Origin of the sequence: Flexivirga caeni (assembly GCF_003724155.1) — a bacterium.
Classification (GTDB): Bacteria; Actinomycetota; Actinomycetes; order Actinomycetales; family Dermatophilaceae; genus Flexivirga; species Flexivirga caeni.
The window spans coordinates 125655-149780 of the sequence record NZ_RJJQ01000001.1 but is presented as its reverse complement, the minus strand read 5'-3'; the positions used below and the strand labels follow the sequence as shown (position 1 = coordinate 149780).

At 68.0% G+C, this 24126-nt stretch carries 22 protein-coding genes; 14 read left to right on the top strand and 8 right to left on the bottom strand.

All coding sequences use genetic code 11. The features are described 5' to 3' along the window. The first annotated feature begins 12 nt into the window (after window positions 1–12). Window positions 13–1236 carry a DUF8017 domain-containing protein gene (locus EFY87_RS00730; protein WP_148043194.1) on the top strand — a complete coding sequence of 408 codons (1224 nt, stop codon included), beginning with the start codon at window positions 13–15 and terminating at the stop codon, window positions 1234–1236. Between the two features lie 58 nt (window positions 1237–1294). Here EFY87_RS00730 and EFY87_RS00725 read toward each other — a convergent pair whose 3' ends face one another. Next, a complete protein-coding gene (locus tag EFY87_RS00725) occupies window positions 1295–2236 on the bottom strand; it encodes an SAM-dependent methyltransferase (RefSeq protein ID WP_123269394.1) in 942 nt (313 codons plus the stop codon). Between the two features lie 125 nt (window positions 2237–2361). Between EFY87_RS00725 and EFY87_RS00720 the strand changes: the two genes are divergently transcribed. The 8 genes from EFY87_RS00720 to EFY87_RS00685 all read left to right on the top strand — a co-directional run bounded on the left by EFY87_RS00720 (window position 2362) and on the right by EFY87_RS00685 (window position 9757). Then, window positions 2362–3252: a Rossmann-like and DUF2520 domain-containing protein gene (locus tag EFY87_RS00720; protein WP_123269393.1), complete on the top strand. Its 891-nt coding sequence runs from the start codon at window positions 2362–2364 to the stop codon at window positions 3250–3252. Continuing rightward, complete coding sequence (panC, locus tag EFY87_RS00715; RefSeq protein WP_123269392.1) at window positions 3249–4109, top strand: pantoate--beta-alanine ligase; 861 nt, start codon at window positions 3249–3251, stop codon at window positions 4107–4109. Before EFY87_RS00720 ends, panC begins: the two co-directional genes overlap by 4 nt. 77 nt (window positions 4110–4186) lie before the next feature. After that, window positions 4187–5701 carry an AlkA N-terminal domain-containing protein gene (locus EFY87_RS00710; protein WP_123269391.1) on the top strand — a complete coding sequence of 505 codons (1515 nt, stop codon included), beginning with the start codon at window positions 4187–4189 and terminating at the stop codon, window positions 5699–5701. Then, window positions 5701–6234 (top strand): methylated-DNA--[protein]-cysteine S-methyltransferase, encoded by a 534-nt coding sequence (locus EFY87_RS00705; protein WP_123269390.1) that lies wholly within the window; start codon window positions 5701–5703, stop codon window positions 6232–6234. Before EFY87_RS00710 ends, EFY87_RS00705 begins: the two co-directional genes overlap by 1 nt. 133 nt (window positions 6235–6367) lie before the next feature. Beyond that, entirely contained in the window at window positions 6368–7726 is a 1359-nt protein-coding gene (wecB, locus tag EFY87_RS00700) for a non-hydrolyzing UDP-N-acetylglucosamine 2-epimerase (protein ID WP_123269389.1), read from the top strand. Then, window positions 7723–9042 carry a glycosyltransferase family 2 protein gene (locus EFY87_RS00695; RefSeq protein ID WP_123269388.1) on the top strand — a complete coding sequence of 440 codons (1320 nt, stop codon included), beginning with the start codon at window positions 7723–7725 and terminating at the stop codon, window positions 9040–9042. Before wecB ends, EFY87_RS00695 begins: the two co-directional genes overlap by 4 nt. Before the next feature lie 76 nt (window positions 9043–9118). Next, window positions 9119–9301, top strand: a complete 183-nt coding sequence (locus tag EFY87_RS00690) for a hypothetical protein (RefSeq protein WP_123269387.1) — start codon at window positions 9119–9121, stop codon at window positions 9299–9301. A gap of 126 nt (window positions 9302–9427) precedes the next feature. Next, window positions 9428–9757, top strand: a complete 330-nt coding sequence (locus tag EFY87_RS00685; protein ID WP_123269386.1) for a histone-like nucleoid-structuring protein Lsr2 — start codon at window positions 9428–9430, stop codon at window positions 9755–9757. A 130-nt stretch (window positions 9758–9887) separates the two neighbouring features. On the opposite strand, the gene ligD (EFY87_RS00680) is transcribed toward EFY87_RS00685, so the two are convergent. Both ligD (EFY87_RS00680) and ligD (EFY87_RS00675) read right to left on the bottom strand, forming a co-directional pair. Further along, window positions 9888–10793 carry a non-homologous end-joining DNA ligase gene (ligD, locus tag EFY87_RS00680; RefSeq protein WP_123269385.1) on the bottom strand — a complete coding sequence of 302 codons (906 nt, stop codon included), beginning with the start codon at window positions 10791–10793 and terminating at the stop codon, window positions 9888–9890. Beyond that, a complete protein-coding gene (gene ligD / locus EFY87_RS00675) occupies window positions 10786–11748 on the bottom strand; it encodes a non-homologous end-joining DNA ligase (protein ID WP_123269384.1) in 963 nt (320 codons plus the stop codon). The genes ligD (EFY87_RS00680) and ligD (EFY87_RS00675) overlap by 8 nt, the downstream gene beginning before the upstream one ends. 46 nt (window positions 11749–11794) lie before the next feature. Here ligD (EFY87_RS00675) and ku point away from each other — a divergent pair, with 46 nt between their 5' ends. Next, a complete protein-coding gene (ku, locus tag EFY87_RS00670) occupies window positions 11795–12748 on the top strand; it encodes a non-homologous end joining protein Ku (RefSeq protein ID WP_123269383.1) in 954 nt (317 codons plus the stop codon). Window positions 12749–13051: 303 nt separating this feature from the next. Here the strand turns inward: ku and EFY87_RS00665 are convergent, their stop codons facing one another. Next, window positions 13052–14596 carry a tyrosine-protein kinase domain-containing protein gene (locus EFY87_RS00665; protein WP_123269382.1) on the bottom strand — a complete coding sequence of 515 codons (1545 nt, stop codon included), beginning with the start codon at window positions 14594–14596 and terminating at the stop codon, window positions 13052–13054. Window positions 14597–14787: 191 nt separating this feature from the next. On the opposite strand from EFY87_RS00665, the gene EFY87_RS00660 reads away from it, so the two are divergent. Further along, complete coding sequence (locus tag EFY87_RS00660; protein ID WP_158607447.1) at window positions 14788–15312, top strand: arsenate reductase/protein-tyrosine-phosphatase family protein; 525 nt, start codon at window positions 14788–14790, stop codon at window positions 15310–15312. Between the two features lie 7 nt (window positions 15313–15319). Here EFY87_RS00660 and EFY87_RS00655 read toward each other — a convergent pair whose 3' ends face one another. Continuing rightward, window positions 15320–16432, bottom strand: coding sequence for a hypothetical protein (locus EFY87_RS00655; protein WP_148043193.1), 1113 nt, complete (start codon window positions 16430–16432; stop codon window positions 15320–15322). Window positions 16433–16643: 211 nt separating this feature from the next. On the opposite strand from EFY87_RS00655, the gene EFY87_RS00650 reads away from it, so the two are divergent. Together EFY87_RS00650 and EFY87_RS00645 are read left to right on the top strand one after the other, a co-directional pair. Further along, entirely contained in the window at window positions 16644–19178 is a 2535-nt protein-coding gene (locus EFY87_RS00650; RefSeq protein WP_123269379.1) for an ATP-dependent Clp protease ATP-binding subunit, read from the top strand. Window positions 19179–19578: 400 nt separating this feature from the next. Then, window positions 19579–20091 (top strand): amino-acid N-acetyltransferase, encoded by a 513-nt coding sequence (locus EFY87_RS00645; protein ID WP_123269378.1) that lies wholly within the window; start codon window positions 19579–19581, stop codon window positions 20089–20091. On the opposite strand, the gene EFY87_RS00640 is transcribed toward EFY87_RS00645, so the two are convergent. After that, on the bottom strand, window positions 20088–20555 hold the full coding sequence (locus EFY87_RS00640; RefSeq protein ID WP_123269377.1) for a GNAT family N-acetyltransferase: 468 nt from the start codon (window positions 20553–20555) through the stop codon (window positions 20088–20090). The genes EFY87_RS00645 and EFY87_RS00640 overlap by 4 nt on opposite strands. A gap of 125 nt (window positions 20556–20680) precedes the next feature. Between EFY87_RS00640 and EFY87_RS00635 the strand changes: the two genes are divergently transcribed. After that, entirely contained in the window at window positions 20681–22300 is a 1620-nt protein-coding gene (locus EFY87_RS00635) for a glycosyltransferase family 39 protein (RefSeq protein ID WP_158607446.1), read from the top strand. A 77-nt stretch (window positions 22301–22377) separates the two neighbouring features. Here EFY87_RS00635 and EFY87_RS00630 read toward each other — a convergent pair whose 3' ends face one another. Both EFY87_RS00630 and EFY87_RS00625 read right to left on the bottom strand, forming a co-directional pair. Beyond that, window positions 22378–23346 carry an ABC transporter ATP-binding protein gene (locus tag EFY87_RS00630; protein ID WP_123269375.1) on the bottom strand — a complete coding sequence of 323 codons (969 nt, stop codon included), beginning with the start codon at window positions 23344–23346 and terminating at the stop codon, window positions 22378–22380. A 1-nt stretch (window position 23347) separates the two neighbouring features. Then, complete coding sequence (locus EFY87_RS00625) at window positions 23348–24106, bottom strand: ABC transporter permease (RefSeq protein ID WP_245988270.1); 759 nt, start codon at window positions 24104–24106, stop codon at window positions 23348–23350. Window positions 24107–24126: the final 20 nt, after the last annotated feature.

Here is a 24126-nt window from a genome sequence, read left to right as displayed (position 1 = left end):
AGCCTGTCCGACGTGAGCAATCAAGGTGATGGCCAGGGGCCGGGGCCCGACGAGCGGCCGGAGCAGGGGCCGCCGGGTAACCCGGGCGCCCAGCCGCTGCCCGGACGGCCTGGTGGTCACCAGCTGCCCGGGCAGGGTGCGCCGCAGCAACAGCCCGGCCCGCCGCAGCAGCAACCAGCGCCGCAGGCGCAGCAGCCCGGCGGTTCGGCGCCGGCCGGCAACGCCGGCGAGCAGTGGAACAACCCCGGCGGTCAGCAGACCTGGTCCGGCGGCGAGCAGCCGTGGACAGGTGGCCAGCCACAGCCATGGACGACCGGGGGGCAGGAGCCGCAGCCGCCGTCGTGGTCGACGGGTGAGACGGGGCCGAATGTCGGTCCGACGATGGGCAATCCGCAGAGTTCCTACTACGACCAGTTCTCGGCGGCATCCGGTGAAGGTGTGGTCGTGCCATCGAAGGGCGGTGGTGGCGGAGGTGGCCGCGGCAAGGTGCTGATCGGAGCCGCTGCGGCTCTGGTGGTGGTCATTGCCGCGGTGGCGATCTTCGCGCTGACGCGAGGTGACAATTCGCCGAAGAAGGCGGCTGCGACGCCGTCGACGAGCAGTCTGCCTCCGGTGACGGCGACCACCTGGGTGAACCCGACCGTCGCGGCGGGCCAGCGAGCGCTGAAGCCGGGCTGGCAAGCACAGCAGGCCGATGACAACCGGGGCATCTTCGATGTGCCGAAGAACAGCGAGTGGACGCTCAGCGCGAGCGACACGCTCTTCGGCTACGACGACAACAAGGGAAATCCGCTGGTCGTCACCAAGGCGCCGGCACAGTTCGCCGTCGGCTTCTGCCCGTCGGCCAAGACCGACCAGACCGCCTGGCTCGGCCTGGTCAACGTCGGCAAGCGGGATCCGTCCGACGCCGGCCCGGACGTCGCGCAGCGCACTGCCGACGCCATCGCCCTGAAGAACAACGGGTCGAAGGCGAAGGAAAGCCCGATGTCGCCCGCCAAGCAGATCAAGGTCGACCAGGGCACCATCCCGGCGCTGGAATACACCATCACGACTGCTGTCGGCACGCCCAACGCGTGTGAGAAGGGCAAGCAATACGAGGTCCGAACCGTCACGTTCTCGGCGGGCGGCAAGTCCTACCAGCTGGTCTCCGTGCGCCTGCTCGGCGCGCCGGCCGGCAAGGAACTCTCGGCGAGTCTGCTGGACGAGATCTTCACGACCTTCCGGCCCAGCAACTGAGTCTGTGGCCGTCCTTCGGCCGAGCAACTGAGGCGCTGGCCGGCCGACCCGGCGACCCTCACCCGACCGCCGTGAGCGCCCACCAGAAATCGCCGAGGCCACCCGGCGCGACGAGCTGCGCGTAGGCGCTGCGGGCCGCAAGCCCGCTGAGGTATGCCGCAGGGTCCTCGCGCGCGAGGTCGATCGGCGGATCCGGTGGTCGCAGCCGCAGCTGTGCGAAGAGGTCGCGCTGCGATACCAGCCGATCCGCACCCAGCGTGTCCATCGCGACGTGCGCGGTGATGTCGGTGGTCCCGTCGGGACGAGGCGGACATTGCCTGCCGTCGCGATATCCGGTCAGCGTCCCGTCACCCGGCCGGGCTGCGGCGAGATGCCCGTAGTCGACCACGACGACGAGCCCGCTGACGATGCGGTCCCGCAGCGCCCGAAAGGCGGCGTCGCGTGGCAGTCCGACCTCGGCGCGGACGGGTGGTTTCGCAGTCCAATTCCGTTGCAGCCACTGCAGTTCCGCCGCATTCACGGGAGCCACGGCGCGCTCGCGGCCTTCGTCGTCGACCTCGACGTGTCGCCATCCGACCCCGTCGAACTCGACGACCGGGCAGGGCACGACGTCGAGCCATTCGTGGGCGAGCACCAGCGCGTGCTCCAACCCGGTCAGCCCGGCGGGCAGGTCGCGGCCGCCGGAGGAGATCAGCCAGCCGGCGGTGTCGGGGAGCCCCGCCGGGCGCTCGACCACGTCCACCCCGGTCAGCTCCAGCTCCGGTGCGACGGCGGCGATCCCGGCCAATAGTTCGCCGCGTCCGGCACCGACGTCGACGACGCGGGTGCAGCCCGCCCCGGCCGCTAGCGCGACGATTGCCTGCGCCAGCGTCGCGCCGGCGCCGGGGATGCCCTGTGCAGAGGTCGCGAAATGGCCCGCCGGCCCTTCGAGCCGGCGGTAGAAACCGGCCGGGCCATAGAGCGCCTCCTGCCATGCGTCCTGCCAGGTTCGCCACTCCACGGACCCGAGCGTAGGCGGCGGTAGCGTCGCGGGAGCGTGCGCCCATGCGGGTATGCCGCGCGCGGGCCGGACGGAGTCCGATAGCGTCGGGCGGTGACCTTTTCCGGATTCGCGGGTGGGCTGCGATGACGCAGTTCGCCCGGCCGACGCTGCGGGTCGGCGTCGTCGGCGCCGGTCGCGTCGGATCCGTGCTCGGCGCCGCACTGCGGCAGGCCGGACACGAGATCGTCGCGGTGAGTGCTGTCAGTGCGGAGTCGCTGGAGCGTGCGGAAACCCTGCTGCCCGGTGTGCCGGTGCGGGACGTCGACCAGGTCGTCGCGTCCGCGGATGTCGTGCTGCTCACCGTTCCCGACGACGCGATCGGTCCGCTCGTCTCCGGCCTCGCGGCACAGGGCGCGTGGGAGGGAGGCCGGCTCGCCATACACACCAGCGGTTTTCGTGGTCTCGACGTGTTGCAGCCCGTGCTCGACGCAGGCGGCGACGCAGTGGTGCTGCACCCGGTGATGACGTTCACCGGGTCCGCGGAGGACGTCGGCCGCATCACCGGCGCGCCGATCGCGGTGACGGCGTCGATGGGTGCGGACCTGGTCGCCGACGCGCTCGCGCTCGACCTCGGGGGAGAACCGTTCCGGCTGGCCGACGAGGACCGCGCGCTCTATCACGCGGCGCTCTCGCACGCCGCCAACCACCTGACCACGATCGTCGCCCAAGCGGCGCAGCTGCTGCGCGAGATCGGCGTGGACGCCTCCGATCTGCTGCTGCGGCCGCTGCTCGACGCGGCGCTGGAGAACGCCTTGCAACGCGGCGATCGAGCCCTGACCGGTCCGATAGCCCGCGGTGACGTCGGCACGATTGCTGCGCACCTGGACGCGCTCGCCGGCCGGCCCGAGGACATCGTGTCCGCATACCGCGCACTTGCGCTCGCCACGACGCAGCGCACCGCAGCCCGCCACGCCATGCCCGCAGAGAGCGTCCAGCCGATGCTCGACCTGCTCGCCCCGAAGGAGAAGCCATGACCAGTCAGCCGGTGGTTGCGCACACCCGCGAAGACCTCTTCGCTGCCCGCGGCGCGTTGCAGGGGAATGTGGCCGTGGTCATGACGATGGGTGCGCTGCACGAGGGCCACGCCGAATTGATCCGCACCGCAAAGAGATCCGCTGATCATGTGGTCGTCACGATCTTCCTCAACCCGCTCCAGTTCGCCGTCGGCGAGGACCTGTCGCGCTACCCGCAGACGTTCGACGCCGACCTGGAGATCTGCGCCCGCGAGGGAGCCTCCGTAGTCTTCGCGCCGACACCTGACGTCGTCTATCCGCAGGGTGAGCCCGGGGTGCGCGTCTCAGCGGGCGCGTTGGGCGAGGTGCTCGAAGGCGCCTCCCGCGCAGGGCACTTCGACGGGGTGCTCACCGTGGTCGCCAAGCTGCTGCACCTGGTGCAGCCGGACTTCGCGTTCTTCGGGCAGAAGGACGCCCAACAGCTGCTGCTGATCCGCCGGATGGTGCGCGATCTCGACTTCCAGGTGGAGATCATCGCGGTGCCGACCGTCCGGGAGGACGACGACCTCGCCCTCAGCAGCCGCAATACCTACCTCAGCCCGGCGGACCGCGAGGTCGCGCTCGCGCTGTCGCGAGCGCTCCGGGCGGGGGAGAGCCAGGCCGCGGCCGGTCCCGCGGCGGTGCGACGGGCCGCGCGCGACGTGCTGGTTCGCGAACCGCTCGCGCTCGTCGACTATCTGGTGCTGGTGCATCCGGACTCGCTGGAGCAGGTGCCGGAGTGGTATCGCGGTCCCGCGCTGCTCGCCGTCGCAGCGAAGGTCGGCACGACCCGGCTGATCGACAATCTGCCACTCGAGATCGGCCCTGCGCCGAGCTGATCGCCGCAAATTGGCAGAAAACCGACATGTCGTTTTTCTGCTAGTCAGTGTCGGTGTGGCGAGTGCAGACTGGACGCATGCTCGATTCCCAGGCCTGTATGACGGCCGTCCGCGCTCGCGACGCGCGCTTCGACGGCTGGTTCGTCACGGCCGTGCGCACGACGGGGATCTACTGCCGCCCGAGCTGCCCGGCAACTCCGCCGAAACCACGCAACATCACCTTCTTCCCCAGCGCGGCCGCGGCCCAGGCGGGCGGTTACCGGGCCTGCAAGCGCTGCCGCCCCGACGCCAGTCCTGGGTCACCGGAATGGAACGTTCGCGCCGACCTGGTCGCCCGCGCGATGCGGCTGATCGGCGACGGGGTGGTCGATCGCGAAGGGGTGGCCGGCCTCAGCCGCCGGCTCGGCTACAGCACCCGTCAGATCGAGCGCCAGGTGCGTGCCGAGCTCGGCGCTTCACCGCTCTCGCTCGCGCGAGCCCAGCGTGCACAGACCGCGCGAGTGCTCATCGAGACCACGACGCTCCCGCTGACCGAGGTCGCCCACGCGTCGGGTTTCGGGAGCATCCGGTCCTTCAACGACACAGTGCGCGAGGTCTTCGCGATGACGCCACGTGAAATGCGTGCGAGGTCAACGGTTTCCGCGTCCGTTTCGGGTGGTCCGGGTCGCGCGTGGCACTACCTGCAGGTCCGGCTGCCGTTCCGCCGGCCACTGCGCGTCGACAATCTCTTCGGTCACCTGGCCGCGACCGCCGTGCCCGGCGTCGAGGAATGGCGGGACGGGGCATACCGGCGGACCGTGACGCTGCCCCACGGCCCGGCGATCGTCGCGCTGCATCCCGACGACGGGTATGTCGGGGCGCGTCTCTGGCTGCGCGATCTCGGCGACCTCCCGGTCGCCATCAGCCGGTGCCGCTGGCTGCTCGACCTCGACGCCGATCCCGAAGCGGTCGACACGCATCTCTCCGGCGACGACCGATTGGCACCGATGGTCGCAGCGGCTCCGGGGCGGCGAGTCCCGCGAACAGTGGACGGTGCGGAGCTCGCGCTGCGGCTGGTCATCGGCCAGCAGATCTCCACCCGGGCGGCGCGCACCCATGCGGCGCGGCTGGTGGCGGCATACGGCAGCCGGGTAGCGGATCCGGCAGGAGCACTGACGGCCACCTTCCCTGAGCCGGGGACGATCGCCGGCGCGACCGACGACACGCTGGCGATGCCGCAGAGCCGGCGGACGACGCTGCGCACCCTGGCCGCCGCGCTCGCGGACGGCGAGGTCGACGTGTCACCCAGCGCCGACTGGGGCCGCACCCGGGCGGCGCTCCTCGCGCTGCCCGGCATCGGACCGTGGACGGCCGAGGGGGTGGCGATGCGGGCACTCGGCGACCCGGACGCGTTCGTGGGGAGCGACCTCGGGGTGCGGCAGGCGATGGCGGCGCTGGGACTTCCCGATCGTGGAGCGTCCCAGACGCAGGCAAGCCTCGCGTGGCGACCCTGGCGCGCATATGCCGTGCAGCACTTGTGGGCCAGCGGCTCGCACGAAATCAATCGACTGCCCGGCGAGGACTCGCCCGGCACAGCAAGGAGCGACGTGTGATGACCACGGATGACAGCCGCGCGGCGAAGCGCCATACCGTGCTGGAGCAGACACCCATCGGGGACCTGACCCTCGTGGCGGACGGTGGCCAGCTGGTCGCCGTCTACCTGCAGAGCCACCGGCACGCCCCAGGCAGCGACGAATTCGGCTCGCGCGTGGCGGACGACCCGCTGCTCGCCGAGGCGAGCCGGCAACTGCGGGAATACTTCGCCGGCGACCGCACCGAGTTCGACCTGCCGCTGCGGCCGGGCGGCACTGAATTTCAGCAACGCGTATGGCGTGCGCTGTGCGACATTCCCTATGGGCGCACCTGGAGCTACGGCGAACTCGCCGCGCACATCGGAGCACCGAGCGCCAGCCGGGCGGTCGGGCTGGCCAACGGCCGCAACCCGATCTCGATCGTCATTCCCTGTCATCGGGTGATCGGCGCCGACGGCAGCATGACGGGCTATGGCGGAGGCATCGAGCGCAAGCAATGGCTGCTCGCGCACGAGGCCGGTAGCGCGGGCACGGGTCAGCAGTCGCTCTTCTGAATGCCCGTTCTGGTCCGGAGCGCTGATGCGGTGATTCCCGGCTCACTGCGGCTCACGAAGGCCAGGTGAGATTTCGGCATTACCGCACGGCCGGGGCATCCCTCCTGGGGCGGCGTGGTCATAGGGTTATTTCATGAGCATCGACACGACGGCAACTGATCCGTTCGTCAAGCGAAAGGTGCTGGTCGTTGTCGGCACGCGACCGGAGGCGATCAAGCTGCTGCCGTTGATTCGGGAGATGACCGACAATCGTCTCCTTGAGCCATTCGTGATCGCGACTGGCCAGCATCCGGGGGTTGTGGAGTCCGTCCTGGCGCTGGATTCCCTCGCACCACATGCCAACCTGGGCGTCGGCGAGCCGGGAATCACCCTCAACGCGCTGTTCTCCCGGGTGCTGATCGGATTGCAGGACTTCTGCATCGAACGGTTCGGGCCGGCCGACAAGAAGGTGGGGGATCGGGACTACAACGCCTACCCTGCGGCGTGTGTGGTGCATGGTGATACCAGCACTGCGGCTGCTGCGGCGCTGTCGGCGTTTCACCTGCAGATCCCGGTGATCCATGTCGAGGCCGGGCTGCGGACTTCCAACACACTGTCGCCGTTCCCGGAGGAGCTCAATCGGCAGGTAATTTCGCGCATTGCGACGTTTCACGCTGCGCCGACGCACAGTAACAAGGAGCGGCTGATCCGGGAGGGCATCCCGACGGGTCTGATTTTCGTGTGTGGCAACACCGCGATCGACGCGTTGCAGTGGGCGGCGGAGCGGAAGGCGCCCTACGGCGCTCCTGAGCTTGCCGACCTGGAGGATGACGAGTCGACCCCTGTGGTGGTGGTGACGACGCACCGGCGGGAGAATTGGGGAGATGGCCTGCGGCGGATCGCGGCGGCCATCGTGCTGTTGGCCGACCGGTATCCGCACGTCAGGTTCGTGTTACCACTGCACCCGAACCCGCGGGTGGCGCAGACGTTGCGACCGATGCTGGAAGGCAAGCCCAACGTGTCGCTGGTGCAGCCGATGAATTACCTCGGTTTCGCTCGGCTGCTCGGGCGGGCGTGTCTGGCGATCAGCGATTCCGGGGGTGTGCAGGAGGAGGCGCCTTCGCTCGGCACACCCGTGCTTGTCGTGCGGGAATCCACCGAGCGGCAGGAAGGAGTAGACGCTGGCACGCTGAGGTTGGTGGGCACGGATACCGAGCGCATCGTGGCCGCTGCGTGCGAACTGCTGGACGATCCGCAGGCCCGGCTTCGGATGACGGCGGCCGAGAACCCCTACGGTGACGGCCACACCGCGGCGCGGATTGTCCGCGCGATGATTCACATCGCTTTCGGGAAGCGCCCGCCGGATTCGTATCTGAGCGGTTTCAACCGGATTGAAGTGCTGCGTGCAGCCGGCTGGGAGCATGACCCGTCGGCGATCACTCGCCCGGCCCCTGGACGCGGGATCGCCGAGCCGGTCGAGCAAACCCCGATCGAAGAAGTGGCCCTTCGGTGACATCTGCCGCGTGGTACGACCCGTATGCCGGGCTGCCCACGGACGTCGACATTCTCTTTTGGTGCGTGCTGGCGGTGACGGCTACGTCGTTGCTTTCAGTCGTGATACTGCGGGTCAATGCCAGCAGGGTTCGGCGGCGTTCGATGCCAGACGCGGATGAGGCAGACTTTCTGTGGGTTTTCATGGTGCCGGCGCTCAACGAAGAGGTGACGATTGCCGACAGCGTCGCGCGGCTGCGGGCGGTGCAGGCGACACACAAGGTCATTCTGGTGATTGACGACGGATCGGACGACGGAACCCCCGCAGTGCTGGAGCGATTCGCCGGCTCAGACCTGAGCGTGCTGCGGCGAGATCTTCCGGATGCGCGTCGGGGCAAGGCAGCGGCATTGAACGCCGCGTGGCGGCATACCCACGATGTCGTGCTGGACCAGGCTGCAGGAGCCTGGACCACTGATCGCGTGGTGGTGGTCGTGGTGGATGCCGACGGGAGGTTGTCGCAGGATGCGCCGCGGCATTTCGCGCGGCATTTCGTCCAGGAGCGAGTCGCGGGAGTCCAATCCCTGGTGCGCATCTATAACAGGCGCGGGTGGCTGACCTGGGCGCAGGATGTCGAATTCGCGGTATTCGGGGGCGTCTATCAACTCGGCCGGACGGCATGGGGCACTGCGAATATGGGCGGAAACGGTCAGGCGAACCGGTTGGCCGCGCTGGACGAGGTGGCTGTCGATGACGGACCGTGGCGTCATCGGCTCACCGAGGATCAGGACATCGGGGTGCGACTCCTGCAGGCCGGCTGGCGTGGGGCGCAAGAGATGGACGCCACGGTGGAGCAGCAGGGCGTGTCATCGTTGCGGCGGCTGTACCGCCAGCGGACCCGATGGGCCCAAGGCGCATGGGAGTCGGTCGGCCTCATCGGTGGCACGAGGCGGGCGAACGTGCCTGTGGTCGCCCGGCTGGACATGGCCTATTACCTGATCATGCCGATCCTCCAACTACTCACCGGCTCCGCGCTGGTCGCTGCCGTGTTGCTGGCGGCGTTCGACGATCTGTCGTTCTGGCGCGGGGCGTGGCCGATACTGGCCTTCTACCTGCTGTTGTCTTTCGGGCCGGGACTGCTCGGGCTGCTGACGCGGGGGCGCGGCATGCGGGGAGCACTCTCGGCGGTGCTGTGTGTGTTGCCGTACACGGTCTATTCGTGGTTGGTGTTCCCGGTGCTGTTGCGGGGGTTGCTGCGTATGCTGCTCGGCCGTTCGACCTGGGCGAAAACGGCACGGGAGCCAATCGAGCACCAGATACAGGCGACAGTGGAGGAGTGAGCGTCTCCCAAGTCTGGGTTGCCCGTCCTTCGCCCGCAGCGCCCGAGGTTCGGCGCTCCCGGACAACGGGCATACCATGGCAGGTGTGTGGCCGTACATCGAGACTCTGATTCCGTCGATCGGGTTGCTCTATCTGCTCTACATCATTCTCAAGCACATGATGGAGGGTGACCGGCGCGAGCGGATTGCGCACGCGCAGTGGGAACTCGAGCAGGACCGCATCGCCGCGGAGCAAAAGTCTGCCGCCGACGACCGCTGAAGCAGGGATTTGCTCCGCAGGTATATTTCGTCTTCGAAGATGCATTCGTTGCGTCTTGAATTAGGCCTGGCAAGTTGTGTTAGCGTGGGTGTTCCAGCACGTCAAACCACGGTAGGAGAATGTGCAATGGCTCAGCGCGTCCAGATTCTGCTCGAGGACGACCTCGACGGGTCCGAGGCCAGCGAGACGGTGAACTTCGGCCTTGACGGCAAGGTTTACGAGATCGACCTTTCGGCTGCCAACTCTGCGCAGTTGCGGGACGACCTCGCGAAATGGATCGGTCATGCCCGCCCGGTTCGCGGACGGGCACGTGGCGCAATGCCGGTTCGCCAGGCATCCGGTCGCACCGACCTGAACAAGGTGCGCGAATGGGGCCGGAAGAACGGCTACAAGGTCAGCGACCGCGGCCGCGTCTCCGCGGAGGTCCAGGAAGCTTACGCACGCGCAAATTCCTGAGACCTACGAGATGACCGCGACCAGAATTCCTGCCGCCGCGGTATAGCCGAACACCCCCGGTCATGACCGCAGAACAGGTGCGGTTCGGGGGTGTTCTGCTGTTCCGGGCCGACGGCAGCAGCCACAGCGGTCACCGGCCCAGCAAACCGGAGTGGAAGAGATCGCCCTGCTCCTCCAGCCGGGCCAGGACCTCCTCGACGAGGAGTTGCCGCAGCGTCCCGGAATGCGTTGCACCATGCGCGATCTCCGCCCAGGTCCGTGGCGCGGCCACTGTCGGCTGTTCCCTGCCGCGCATCGAATAGGGTGCGATGGTCGTTTTTGCGGCCGTGTTCTGCGACCAGTCGAGCAGCACCTTTCCCGGCCGCTTCGACTTCGTCATCTTCCAGACAACCAGGTCCGGATGTTCTCGGGTCAGTTGCTGCGCCAATTCCCGGGCGGCATCGCGCACGGCAGCGCTGGATTCGCGACCGTTAAGCGCGGCATACACCTGCATTCCTTTGCTGCCCGACGTCACCGGCACACAGTGTTCGAGTCCGATGCTGGCCAGTCGATCGCGGACGATGAGCGCCAATTGCGCACATTCGGTCAGGCCGGCGGGGGCTCCCGGATCGAGGTCGATCACCAATCGATCGGGATTGGCCGGCGTGTCGTTCTCCAGTCTCCATTGCGGCACATGGAATTCCAGTGATGCCAGATTGACCAGATAGACCAGATCGGCCAGTGAACCGATCACCGGATAAGTCACGTCATCGCCGGACCCCCGGGAATCGGAGGAGGCGAGGGTGATGCGCGGCAACCAGGCCGGGGCGCCCGCCGGCAGGTTCTTCTCGAAGAACGACAGGTCGGCGACGCCGTGCGGCCAGCGGATGCGGGTCGCTGGGCGCCCGGCGACGACCTCCAGCAGAACCGGCGCCACCTGGGTGTAGTAGTGCAGGACCTCACCCTTGGTCGTCTCCGTGCCGGGATAGAGGATCTTGTCGAGGTTGCTCAGCTTCAGTCGGCGCCCGTCGACTTCGGTGATGATCTGGTCAGTCATCGGCCGCCGTCTCCGTCCCGATCAGATCTGCCGCGGTCAGGTCGTGCCGCAGGCCGTGCCAGGTCGGCTGCCGGAGCTGGCCGCCGTCGGAAATGCCCAGGAATTCCACGTCCGCGATCAACTCGGGCCGCACCCACTGGATCGCACCGCGGTCCGCTTCCCACACCGGCTCTTCGGTCAACGGTGAGTCGGGTGAAGGGATTTCGCGCAGCCGGTCGAGCAACTCGGCGCCGCGGCCTCCCGCCAGGCCGGACCCTACCCGGCCCCGGAAGATCATTGGGCCGTCCGGAGTCGGTGTCGCCAGATAGACCGACCCGAGCGCGCCCGGGTTGTCTCGTTCCGGCAGCCAGCCGCACACCACGAACGAGTCGGTGCGCCGGTGCACGATCTTGCGCCAGTCGGGTGTACGCCGCCCGGGCCGGTATGGCGAGGCCAGTCGCTTGGAGACGACACCCTCCAGACCTTGCGCGGCCGTCGCCGCGGCCAGCTCGGCGCCGTCGGTGAACCACGCCGGGACGTGCACGACCGGCGATTGCAATGGCAGTCCGTCCAGCAGCTGCCGCCGCTGCCGCAACGGCATGGCCAGGGTCGGCCGACCCATTGCCTGCAGCACGTCGAACACCAGGTAGGTGACCGCAGCCGTGCCGGCCAGCCGGGCTGCCATCGCCGGATCGGACACGTTGAACCGCTCGGCCAGTGCCGCGAAGGACGGAACTCCACCGGACATGACGACCACTTCACCGTCGAGCACCAGGTCGTCATACCCCTGCAGGCCGGAGGCCGGCCCCAGCAGTTCGGGGAAGGCGACCGAGACATCGCGCTCCGAGCGGGAGGAGAGACGGACCTTATCTCCTGCCACCTGCGCCAGCACTCGCATGCCGTCCCACTTGACCTCGTGGATCCAGTCCTCTCCTGACGGGACGGTGTCCGCCGGGGTGGCGAGCATGGGGCGCATGCCGACAATCTTGCCCTGTGGTCGGATCGGTGCGGATAATCGTTCGATGCGGGCGATGTGGAAGGGCGCGGTCTCCTTCGGTCTGGTCAATGTGCCGGTGCGGCTCTATTCGGCCACCGAGAACCACGACGTGCAGTTCCGGCAAGTGCATCGTGAGGACGGTGGCCGCATCAAATACCAGCGGGTGTGCGCCATCGACGGAGAGCAGGTGTCGTATGACGACATCGCCAAGGGCTACGAGACCGACGACGGCCAACTGGTTGTGCTGACCGACGAGGACCTCGCTGAGCTGCCGATCAGCACCAGCAAGGAGATCGCGGTCGACAAGTTCGTGCCGATCGACCAGATCGACCCGATGTTGCTGGACAAGAGCTACTACCTCGAGCCCGACAAGGGTGCGGTCAAGCCCTACACGTTGTTGCGCGAGGCACTGCAGACAACCGACCGGGTCGCGCTGGTGACAGTGTCGTTGCGCACCCGTTCGACCGTCGCGGTGCTGCGGGTGCACGATGAGGTGATCGTGTTACAGACCCTGCTGTGGCCGGACGAGATCCGGGCCGCCGACTTCGGCGTGCTCGACGAGGCGATCGAGACCAGCCCCGCCGAGCTGGCGATGGCCGGGATGCTGGTCGAATCGCTCTCGGGTGACTACGAACCGGGCGATTACACCGACGACTACGAGCAGGCCGTCAAGTCCGTGGTGCAGGCGAAGCTCGATGGTCACGAGGTGCAGCCGCCGCCGGAGCCGGAGGACGAAGGCGGCGAAGTGCTCGACCTGCTGGCCGCGCTGCAGCAGAGCGTCAACCGTGCCAAGTCCGCCCGCGGGGAGCCGGTCGAGGAGGCTTCGGCTGGCAAGCCGGCAGCAAAGAAGGCGCCCACGAAGAAGACGAGCGCCACGAAGAAGGCGCCCGCGAAGAAGAGCGCCACGAAGGCGCCCACGAAGAAGACGAGCACTACGAAGGCGGCACCCAGGAAGCAGTCGGCGAAGAAGGCCGGCTGAGCCGCGCGGAAGCGGCAACGGTCGCGCGTCGACCCGCATCGCACATTTCGGCCCGAGTGCACAGTTACTGGCGAGTACAGCGGCTTACTCACGAGTAACCGCCCACTCGGGGCAATGCCGGTCCCGCAGCCGTCCCGCACTCGCGACCGTCGCGCCTTCGGGACGGGTTTCCCCCGGTTTTGCGTCCCTAACTCTCGACGGTCGAGCTTTCGGGACGCCACGCCGCCGGTTTTGCGTCCCTAACTCTCGACCGTCGCGCCTTCGGGACGAGGCAGCCCCGGCCACCCGGCCGCGCGCCGCGACCTACTTGGCGCGCTCTTTCCGGAGCAGCTTGCGGCTGGTGAGGTTGGCAGCAGGTTCGGTGTCGTTCGGAGCCCGCACGGTGACACCGACCTGCGTGACGTCGTCGTCGGTCTCTGGCGGGAGGGTGCCGACGGGGGTGTCGGTGGGCTGGTTGTCGCCGTAGTATTTTTCGCCGGCGTAGGTGCCGTAGGCACCGTGGCCGTATTGGGTGTCGCCGTACATGATGCGGTTGATGCGGCGGGTGTTGACGCGGTTGAGGACACCGCCCAGGACGCGTCCGCCGACTGCTTGCAGGTTGTGGGCGGCGCGTTGGACATGTTCGACGCGGGTATCGGAGGCGGCCACGACGACGACGGCGCCGTCTGCGCTGGCTGATAGCAGGGCCGCGTCGGTGACCGGCAGCAGCGGTGGTGCGTCCAGGATGACGCGGTAGTCCACGGCAAGGGTTTCCAGGAGTTGTTTCATCCGCCCGGATCCGAGCAGTTCGCTGGGGTTGGGCGGGATCTGCCCGGCGGTCAGCACGTACAGGCCGTGCTTGTCGGTGGGCTGGATGGCGTCCTCGATGGTCGCGGTGCCGGCCAGGACCTGGGTCAAGCCGACGGAGGAGTCGAGATCGTAGATGCCGGCCACGGCGGGCCGGCGCAGGTCGGCGTCGACGAGGACGACCTTGTCGCCGGAGTCGGCGATCACCCAGGCCAGGGAGGCGGCGACGGTGGATTTGCCTTCGCCCATCCGGGCGCTGGTGATCACGATGCTGCGGGGGTCGTGGTCGACGTCGACGAAGCGCAGGTTGGTGCGTAGCTGGCGCAGCGCTTCCCGGGTGGAGAAGTCTTGTTTGCCGTGCAGGGACCGGTCCGCGGCGGCCAGGCCGCGGGTGGCGGGGATGACACCCAGTACGGCGGCGCCAAGGTTCTCTTCGACGTCGTCGGTGGACCGCACCCGGGTGTCGCGGCGGTGCTGGATCAGGGCCAGCAGATAGCCGATGATCAGCCCGGCGAGCAAACCGATGGGTAGCAGTTTCGCGGGCTTGGGATACGACGGCGTGGAGGGGAGGACCGCGCTGGAGGTGTTCTTGATCGCGACACCGGTGTCGGGGTCGGCCTTTTGCACGTAGCTGGTCAGCACGTCGACCACCGAGTTGGCGATCGCCTTGGCCTTGGCGGGGTCGGTCGAGGTCGCGTGCACGGTGATGATCGGGGAGGTCTGCGGGACCGTGGCGCTGATGTTGCCGGCCAGCTGACCGGGTGTCTCGTTCAGGTGCTCGTTGCGGATCACCTGGCTGGTGACTTGCTGCGACGTGGCCAGATTGGCCCAGACGGTCGCGCGTTGCTGCGCGACCAACCCGTTGCTGTACGCGGCGCTACTGTTCTGAGCGTTGTTACGACCCGAGGCCGTCGGCGACGCGACCAGCGCCTGCGCGGTCGCGGTATATTCCTTGGTCCTGGTCCAGGTGTATGCCGCAGCCAAAGCCAACCCGATCGCAGCGCATGCGACCAGCATCAACCAGTAACGGCGTGTGAGCTTCCACAGATCTTCCAGTGTCAACGTCTGTCTCCATGACCAAATAGATGCCGCACGACGCCGAGGTGTCCCCTGACGCGGCGTTCGGCTTTCGAGAGACCAGCCGACCCCCGAAGTTCTTCACAATCGGCGCGAGTATATCGGTCAATTCAGCATGGGCACGACCATGCCAAAATACCGAGAAATTGTCACCGCTCGAGGGAGTCGCCGGCGCCATGCCACATCTGTTGTTCATCTGCACCGGCAACGTATGCCGGTCGCCGTTCGCCGAACGTTACGCGCGACTCGCCGGCGAGCGGTGCGGCCTGGCCGGCTGGGACTTCTCCAGCGCCGGGGCGGGTGCCCTCGTCGGGGCCTCGATGGACAAGGACATGGCGCATGAGCTGACGCTGCTCGGCGGGGACCCGATCGGGTTCCGGGCGCGGGCTCTCGATCGCGAGATCATCACATCCGCGGACCTGATCATCGCGATGGAGACCTTCCACCGCGGGTACGTGCTCGATGATCATCCCGGTCTGGTTCGGCGCACCTTCACATTGGGACAGCTGGCTCGCATCGCGCGCGATCACCCGCAGGAGGAGCACGGCCCGGAGCTGCTGGCCGCCATTGGCGCGTTCCGGCACCGGGCGCGCGACGAGGACGACATACCCGACCCCTACCGCCGGGGGCCGGAGATCGCGCACGAGGTGGCCGGGTCGATCGCCGGGCTTCTCGACGAACTCGTGCCGCGCCTGGGGTGAAGCTGCGTCACGCCCGTTGCAGCACCTGGTGGCGGAAGAGTTCCTCCGCCGCTTCGTGCACGAGGCGGTCGGCCTCGGGGTGATCGCCGTGGGCGGCGACGCACAGCCGGGTCAGCTCCGCCAGGGACACCGGCTCGCCGGCCGCCGGCCAGATGGTCGCGCCGAGACCGGAGAGCCGGGCCGGCCGGCAGTCGACGAGGACGAGCAGTTCGTCATCGATCGCCACTGCGTCGAGGTATGGCGCGCGCACCACGAGGGTGTTCGCGTCGAGCGGTTCGGGTTCATCGAGTGCCGTGACCGGGACAGCGGGCAGGCCGGGCTCGCATCCAGGTTCGGGCGGCGCCACCCCGACCAGGTCGGTCGGGTCGGGATCGTGACTGCGCAGCGCGTCGCGCAGCAGCGGGATCGTGTCGGCGATCTCCTGGTAGGCCAGCCGCCATACTCCACCGGCGCGGTGTACCGACCCCGCCAGGGCCTGCAGCGGCCGACGCATCGACGGGAGTGCTGACGTCTGCGGGATCAGGGCGATCAGCCCGTCCATGAGCGGCAGTCGCTCCAGTGTCGGCTCGCTGCCGCCGGTGCCGTCTCGGTCGCGGTCGAGCACGACATACAGGGCGGCGCGGGGGTCGGGCGGGCACGGCGCGAGCCCGAGTTCCGCTGGGCCGTGCTGGGACTTGTGGTGCGGGGCATCGCCGTCGATCACCACGGATAGTGGCTTGGGGTAGGGGAGTATGCCGTCGTCCTCGCCGATCGAGACCGTCTCGTCGGTGACGTAGCCGAACCCGGCACGGCACAGTCGATGGGCCGCCGTGGTCTTGCCGGTGCCGGACGCCGCGACCAGCACCGCCACCCGGCCGGTCTCCGGATCGGCGGCGCCCGCAGCGTGCAGCATCAGCCGAGTCCCGGCCGCGTGCTGTATGCCGGCCAGCGTCAGCGAACTGGCCAGTGAGTAGTCGCGTCGGTCGGCGTCGTCGTCGGTGCTGTAGGTCACCGAGGAAAGCGCAGTGCTGTCCGAGGGCGCCATACAGCGGTCCCATTGGGCGCGGACCCGGTCGCGGTCGTCCTCCGGGAGATCGACCGCGATGACGGAACCCAGCACGCTGATGTGTTCGGGCGGCATGTGCGGATAGTAGCCAAGGCTCCGGGTTCCGCTGTGCGCGAACATGACATCCGGGCGTCCGGGCGGTGGAACACGCGATGCCTCGCCGGCGTTGTCTGCGTCAAGACATGCTGCGCCACCAGGGGCGCCGTGCCGCGAAGGTCAGCGGTGCTGGTCCCAGTTGCGGCAGCTAGCATCAATGGTGGCGAGTGCTACCCCGAGGAGTTCAAAGATGTTCGAACGGTTCACCGACCGCGCCCGGCGAGTTGTTGTGCTCGCTCAGGAAGAGGCGCGCATGCTCAACCACAACTACATCGGCACCGAACACATTCTGCTCGGCCTGATCCACGAGGGCGAGGGTGTCGCGGCCAAGGCGCTGGAGAGCATGGGCATCTCGCTGGACGCGGTCCGCGAGCAGGTCCAGGAGATCATCGGCCCGAGCCAGCAGACCCAGTCCGGGCACATCCCGTTCACCCCGCGTGCCAAGAAGGTGCTGGAGCTGTCGCTGCGTGAGGGCCTGCAGCTCGGCCACAGCTACATCGGCACCGAGCACATTCTGCTCGGCCTGATCCGGGAAGGTGAGGGCGTCGCCGCGCAGGTGCTGGTCAAGATGGGTGCCGACCTGTCCCGGGTGCGCCAGGTCGTCATCCAGGTGGTGTCCGGCTACCAGGGAAAAGAGCCCCAAGGCGCCGGCGTTGGCCAAGGTAGCCAGGAGAGCGGCACGCCGGCCGGATCGCTGGTGCTCGACCAGTTCGGCCGCAACCTGACCCAGGCAGCGCGCGAGGGCAAGCTCGACCCGGTCATCGGACGTGACAAGGAAATCGAGCGCGTCATGCAGGTGCTGTCGCGGCGTACCAAGAACAACCCCGTTCTCATCGGCGAGCCGGGGGTCGGCAAGACCGCTGTCGTCGAGGGGCTGGCGCAGGACGTCGTGCGCGGCGAGGTGCCCGAGACGCTGAAGGACAAGCAGCTCTATACCCTCGACCTCGGGTCGCTGGTCGCGGGCAGCCGTTACCGCGGTGACTTCGAGGAGCGACTTCGCAAGGTTCTCAAGGAGATTCGCACTCGCGGCGACATCATCCTGTTCATCGACGAAATCCACACCCTGGTGGGTGCGGGTGCCGCCGAGGGCGCGATCGACGCTGCGTCGATCCTGAAGCCGATGCTCGCTCGCGGTGAGCTGCAGACCATCGGCGCCACGACGCTGGACGAATACCGTAAGTACATCGAGAAGGACGCCGCACTGGAGCGACGCTTCCAGCCGATCCAGGTGCAGGAGCCGACGATCCCGCACGCGATCGAGATCCTCAAGGGCCTGCGTGACCGCTACGAGGCACATCACCGGGTGACGATCACCGACGCGGCCCTGGTGGGCGCGGTCAACATGGCCGACCGCTACATCAACGACCGGCACCTGCCGGACAAGGCGATCGACCTGATCGACGAGGCCGGTGCCCGGCTGCGGATCCGCCGGATGACCGCTCCGCCGGACCTGCGCGAATTCGACGAGAAGATCGCGCACGTCCGCCGCGAGAAGGAATCGGCGATCGACGGGCAGGACTTCGAGAAGGCCGCCGCGCTGCGCGACGACGAGAAGAAGCTTATCCAGGCCAAGGAGCACCGCGAGAAGGAATGGAAGGCCGGCGACATCGACGTCGTCGCCGAGGTCGACGAGGAACTCATCGCCGAAGTCCTCGCCGCCTCCACCGGCATCCCGGTCTTCAAGCTGACCGAGGAGGAGTCCAGCCGCTTGCTGCGGATGGAGGACGAGCTGCACAAGCGGGTCGTCGGCAACGACGACGCGATCCGGGCGCTGTCCCAGGCGATCCGGCGCACCCGCGCCGGCCTGAAGGACCCGCGGCGTCCCGGTGGTTCGTTCATCTTCGCCGGCCCGACCGGCGTCGGCAAGACGGAGCTGGCCAAGTCGCTCGCGGAGTTCCTCTTCGGCGACGATGACTCGCTGATCACGCTGGACATGTCGGAGTTCTCCGAGAAGCACACGGTGTCAAGGCTTTTCGGTTCGCCTCCGGGATATGTCGGCTATGAAGAGGGCGGGCAGCTGACCGAGAAGGTGCGCCGCAAGCCGTTCTCGGTGGTGCTGTTCGACGAGGTCGAGAAGGCGCACGCGGACATCTTCAACTCGCTGTTGCAGATCCTGGAGGACGGTCGGCTGACCGACAGTCAGGGCCGCGTGGTCGACTTCAAGAACACGGTGATCATCATGACCACCAACCTTGGCACGCGCGACATCGCCAAGGGCGTCTCGCTCGGGTTCGCGTCGGGCAACGACAGCACGACGGGCTACGAGAAGATGAAGGCCAAGGTCCAGGACGAGCTCAAGCAACACTTCCGGCCCGAGTTCCTCAACCGCGTCGACGACACCATCGTCTTCCCGCAGCTGACCCAGGATGAGATCGTGCAGATCGTCGATCTGCGCATCGCCGACCTGGACAACCGGCTCAAGGACAAGGACATGGCGATCGAGCTCACCGCCGGAGCCAAGCAGTTGCTTGCCGAGAAGGGTTACGACCCAGCCCTCGGCGCGCGTCCGCTGCGCCGCGCGATCCAGCGGGAGATCGAGGACGTGCTGTCCGAGAAGATCCTCTACGGCGAGCTCGGCGCCGGGGAGATCGTGCTGGTCGACGTCGAAGGTGAGGGCAAGAACGCCACCTTCACCTTCGCGGGCAGCCCGAAGCCCCAGGCGCCCGACTCGCTCTCGGTCGAGACCGCCGGCAGTGGCGGCGGCGTCGACCTCGGCAAGGACTGACATTTCGCGTCACTGACCGAACGCCGAAGGGCCGGACGGGTATCCGTCCGGCCCTTCGGTGTGCCCGGGCGCCTTTTCGGTCGCGCGTGCGCAGTGGCTGTCGTGAGGAACCGGCACCTGGGGTTCTCGTCCCGAAGGCGCGACCGTCGAGAGTTTGGGACAGAATCACCGCGGGTTCCCGTCCCGAAGGCGCGACCGTCGAGAGTTAGGGACCGAATCACCGCGGGTTCCCGTCCCGAAGGCGCGACCGTCGAGGGTTAGGGACAGAAACACCGCGGGATCCCGTCCCGAAGGCGCGACCGTCGAGGGTTAGGGACCGAAACACCGCGGAACTGGCAACGGTCGCCGGTTGCGAGGGGCCGGGCGCGCCATACGGACGCGGTGCGGAAGGATGCGACGCATGACCCTGCACGATCCCGAGCTCGTGATTCGTCCGGCGCTGGCGACGGACGTCCGCCGCATCCGCGCGCTCGTGAAGTCGTATGTCGACGCCCGCGCGATCGTCCCGAAGCCGGCGGTCGCCTACTACGAGGGCGTGCAGGAGTTCCTGCTCGTCGAACGCGGTGATCGGCTGGTCGGCTGCGGCGCGCTGCACGTGATGTGGGAGGACGTCGCCGAGGTGCGCACCCTCGCGGTCGACCCGATGGAGAAGGGGCAGGGCATCGGCAGCACGCTGTTGACCGAGTTGCTGCAGCGGGCGCGCACCCTCGCGGTCAAGCGGGTCTTCTGTCTTACCTTTGAGGTGGGTTTCTTTGCCCGGCATGGGTTTTCGGAGATCGAGGGTGAGCCGGTCGCCGCCGATGTCTACGCCGAGATGCTGCAGTCGTATGACGAGGGCGTCGCCGAGTTCCTGGATCTTGACCGCGTGAAGCCCAACACCCTCGGCAACCACCGGATGCTGCTGACCCTCTAGGAGACCCCTGAGAGGGTTGCACGCATCAGCCGGGGGCGCGTCTCGAAGCCGGCGCGCTCGTACATCGGCCGCCCGGCGTCGGTTGCCATCAGCTCCAGGCGGCTGACGCCCTGGGCGCGGCACCAGTCCAGCACTGCGTCGAACGCGGCTTGACCGTAACCGCGCCGGCGCTGGTCGGGTGCGGTGCAGACATTGCTGATCAGGATGTCGCGGCCCTCCGGCGCCGTCGGCGACGGGCCGGCATCCCGCACCATCCCCATCGCGCATGCGACCACCGATCCGTCCTGAGTGACCACGAAAATGCCGAGATGCGGATCGCCCAGCCGGGCCGCGAACCAGGACCGGGCGGTCTCTTGCCAGCCATTTGCGTCGTTCGTCATCCCCATGGCGCGAAACATCTCCGCCCGCAGGTCGACAAGCGCATCCTCGTCGCCGTCGCGTGCCCGGCGAACTTCGATCGTCATACGCGCACTGTACGGTGGCCGCCCGCCGCACCGGCTTTGCCCGCAGGGTGGCCGCGGTTCACCTGATCGCCACCCGGGTCGCCTAATCTCCCACCGCGGAGCGAGCGCCCCGCATCGAGGGAGTGGTGGCGATTCAGCGGACCCGGCCGCACCAACCGACGACGCGGCACCGGCTGCCCGACACGGCGGCGGGCCGCACGGGTGTGCTGCTCCTCCTCGCCCTCGCCGCCGGCATCGCGCTCTTCCGCTTCCGCCTCTCGCCGCTCTACCCCCAGCGCAACGACATCAACTCCGACTTCTACGTCTACCAGGTCGTGGGCAACGCGTGGGCGCACGGGCAACTGCCCTATCGCGACGTGTATGACGTCAAGGGACCGTTCTTCTACCTGCTCTTCGGCGGCTTCGCACGGCTACGAGCCTGGTCGGTCGGACCCCCGCTGGCGATGCTGGCCGTGTGCGCCTTCGCGGCGCTGTGGCTCGCCCACCGCATCGCGCTCCGCATCCTCGGGCCGGTCGGCGCGGTGCTGTCGGCCCTGTCGTCGGGTGCGCTGATCTATCTCGCGGTCCTTGGTGTCTCGACGTCGTTCACCTGCGAGGAACTGGCCGTGCCCGGTGTGCTGCTGATGCTCTGGCTGGTGCTGCGTGCGCTCGACGGCGAGCCCGTCGCGACCCGGTGGTGGGTGCTCGACGGGGTGGTGTTCGGCGCGCTCTTCTGGGCGAAGTACCAGGTCATCGCCCCCTGGGCCGCAATGCTGATCGCCCTGCTGGTCGTCGGCCGTGACGGCCATCGCGCACTGCCGATGCGGGAACTCGGGCGGATCGTGCTGGCGGGCCTCGCCGGGTGCGCGATCACCACTGTCGTGACGCTCGCGCCATACGCCGGTGGGATGCGGAGCTTGCTGCAGGCCTATTTTGTCGCAAAACTGCAAGCGCCCCGACGCAACAACGAGTTCGCGCTCGAGGGCAGGTATGCCGCAGAGCTGTTCACCGGCAACCCGATCGTCGTCGTCACGCTCTGCCTCGCGCTGCTGACCTTCCTGCTCTGCTCTCTCGCCTGGACCCGGCTTCAGGCCGAAACGCGCGCGGCGGCAGCGGTTTTCGCTGTCGCGATGCCCTTGTCGATGTGGGCAGCGGTTGTCGGGGTGCGGCATCCGAACAACGTTCTCGTGCCGCTTTGTTTCGTCGCCGTCGCGTTGCCGATGGCGGCTGCAACCCTGCGGCGCCCTGGGCAGGCGACCGCGGTCACGGCAGTGGTCGCGGTGCTGGCATTCGCCGGCGTCATACCGTCGATGCAGCAGAGCGGCCCCGACTACGGGCTCGGCCGGGCATCGTTGCCGATCCGGTGCGTCGTCCACTCCTCCCACCGGCATTTCACGGCGCCGAGCACAGCCGCCGCATTCGTCGACTCCGCGAAAGGCGGGCCGATTCTTTCGGTCAACAGCCTCTTCGCCGCCCGCGCCCTGTACCGGACGCATACGGTGCCACCGCACCGGTTCGAATTCGCTGACTTGTCATGGGTTTACACGACACCCGCGGCGGCGACACAGCTGCAATACCTGCGCGACGGCACCTTCGCGTACGTCTGGGTCAGCGGTGCGCGGATCGGCCCCGCCGGGCTTACCTTCCGCGATGCTCCCGGTCCCGGAGTGCCGACCCCGGCCGAGGCTGCCGAACTCGCCCTCAACTACCGGCCGATCCTGGCCTGCGGCGGCCAGCAGCTGCTGCACCGCGAGGACGGACGGTGAAATCGGGCTGGAGGGTGTCCCGGAGTCGCGACGGTCGCGCGGTGGGGACGGTTTCGGTGCCTCACCGGCGGCGGCCGCTACCGGCGTGCCTGATAGATCCGGCGGACCACATCCTCGATGTCCGGCTCTTCGATGGTCAGGTCCCGCAACTCGGCTCGCTCGCCGACAGCTGCCAAAACCATTGCAGCCGTGGTGTTCTCGGAGTCGAAGCTGAGACGCTGCCGGGCGCCGCCGACCTCGCTGCCGAGATGCTTCGTGTGCGGTATGCCGGTCAGGTCCGTCGTTGCCTCGACGAAATCCAGCACCAGGATGCGGTCCGACCCCGCGGTCTGTGCAAGTCCGTTGAGGCTGCCGTCATACACCGTGCTGCCGTGGTCGACCACCAGCACACGCTCGCACAGTCGCTCGATGTCACCCATGTCATGTGTGGTGAGCAGCAGCGTGGTTCCGTGCGAAAGGCGTTCAGTGACAAGGAATTCGCGCAGCCGCTGTTTGGAAAGCACGTCCAGGCCGATGGTCGGCTCGTCCAGGATGACCAGGCGTGGCCGGTGCAGCAACGCGGCCGCGACCTCGGCGCGCATCCGCTGCCCGAGGGACAGCTGTCGGACTGGCGTGGCCACGAAGTCGCCGAGCTCGAGCTGTTCGGTCAGCTCGGCGGTGCGGGCCGATGCATCTGCGGCGGGCAGCCGATGGATCGCCGCGAGGATCTCGAACGACTCGCGCACCGGCAGGTCCCACCACAGTTGCGAACGCTGACCGAAGACCACGCCGACGCGCGCCGCCAGCTGCCGACGCTGCCGATGGGGGTCCAGGCCGCAGGTGCGCACGGTGCCGCTCGTCGGCACCAGGATGCCGACGAGCATCTTGATCGTGGTCGATTTGCCGGCACCATTGGCGCCGATATAGCCCACCGACTCACCGGGCGAGACACGCAGTTGCAAGTTGTCGACGGCACACATCGTCGTCCGGGTCACAACCTTGCGGCCTTTGCCGCGAACAGCGAACTTCCGTGTCAAACAATCGGTTTCGATGACTGCATCGCTCATCTCAGCCGCCCCCTCCTTGATAGTGCCGGACGCCGAGCCGCCACATGCCCAGCGCGAATGCCCAGATCCACAGCACCGCCAGTGGCGTGCACCAGGCGAGCCAGTTCGGCAGCCCGGCCGGACCCGGCAGGCCCAGCAGGCGCAACGCCGGCAGGTATGCCGTGAGCGCCATCGGGAAGACGAAACCGAAGAGCACCTTCAGCGGAGTCGACCAGACGGCAGCGGTCTGGGTGGCGGCATACCGGCCGCCATACACGAAGGCGTTGGTGAACTCCGCGCCCTGGATCAGGAAGAACTGCACCCCCGCGGCCCAGACGAACATGGCCGCGAAGATCGCTGTGGCGCACACAAGGGTGAGCGCGAGCAGCAGGACCGTGCTCGTCGACCAGTGAATCTCGTTGATCGACAAGCCGATAACCAACGACGCGAGGCCGATGCCGGCTCGTGTCAGCCGCCGCAGCGAGATGTCGCTGGTCATCAGCTGCAGCAGCAACGGTTGCGGCCGCAGGTAGAAGACGTCGAGCGTGCCCGCCCGGATGTACGTCGGCAGGTTGTCGCAGTGGCCGACGAAGAGGTCGGCGATGGAGAAGCACAGATCGGCGACGCCGAAGACGAGCAGCACCTGCCGGAAGGTCAGCCCGCCCAGCACGGTGACCTGGTGGAAGAGCAGCCATACCTCCGCGAGCTCGATCAGGCCGACGACCGCCGAGCTGGAGAGGTCGGTGATGAAGTTGCTCCGGTAGCTGCGCTGAGAGCGCATCCGAGACGCCAGGACGGCCC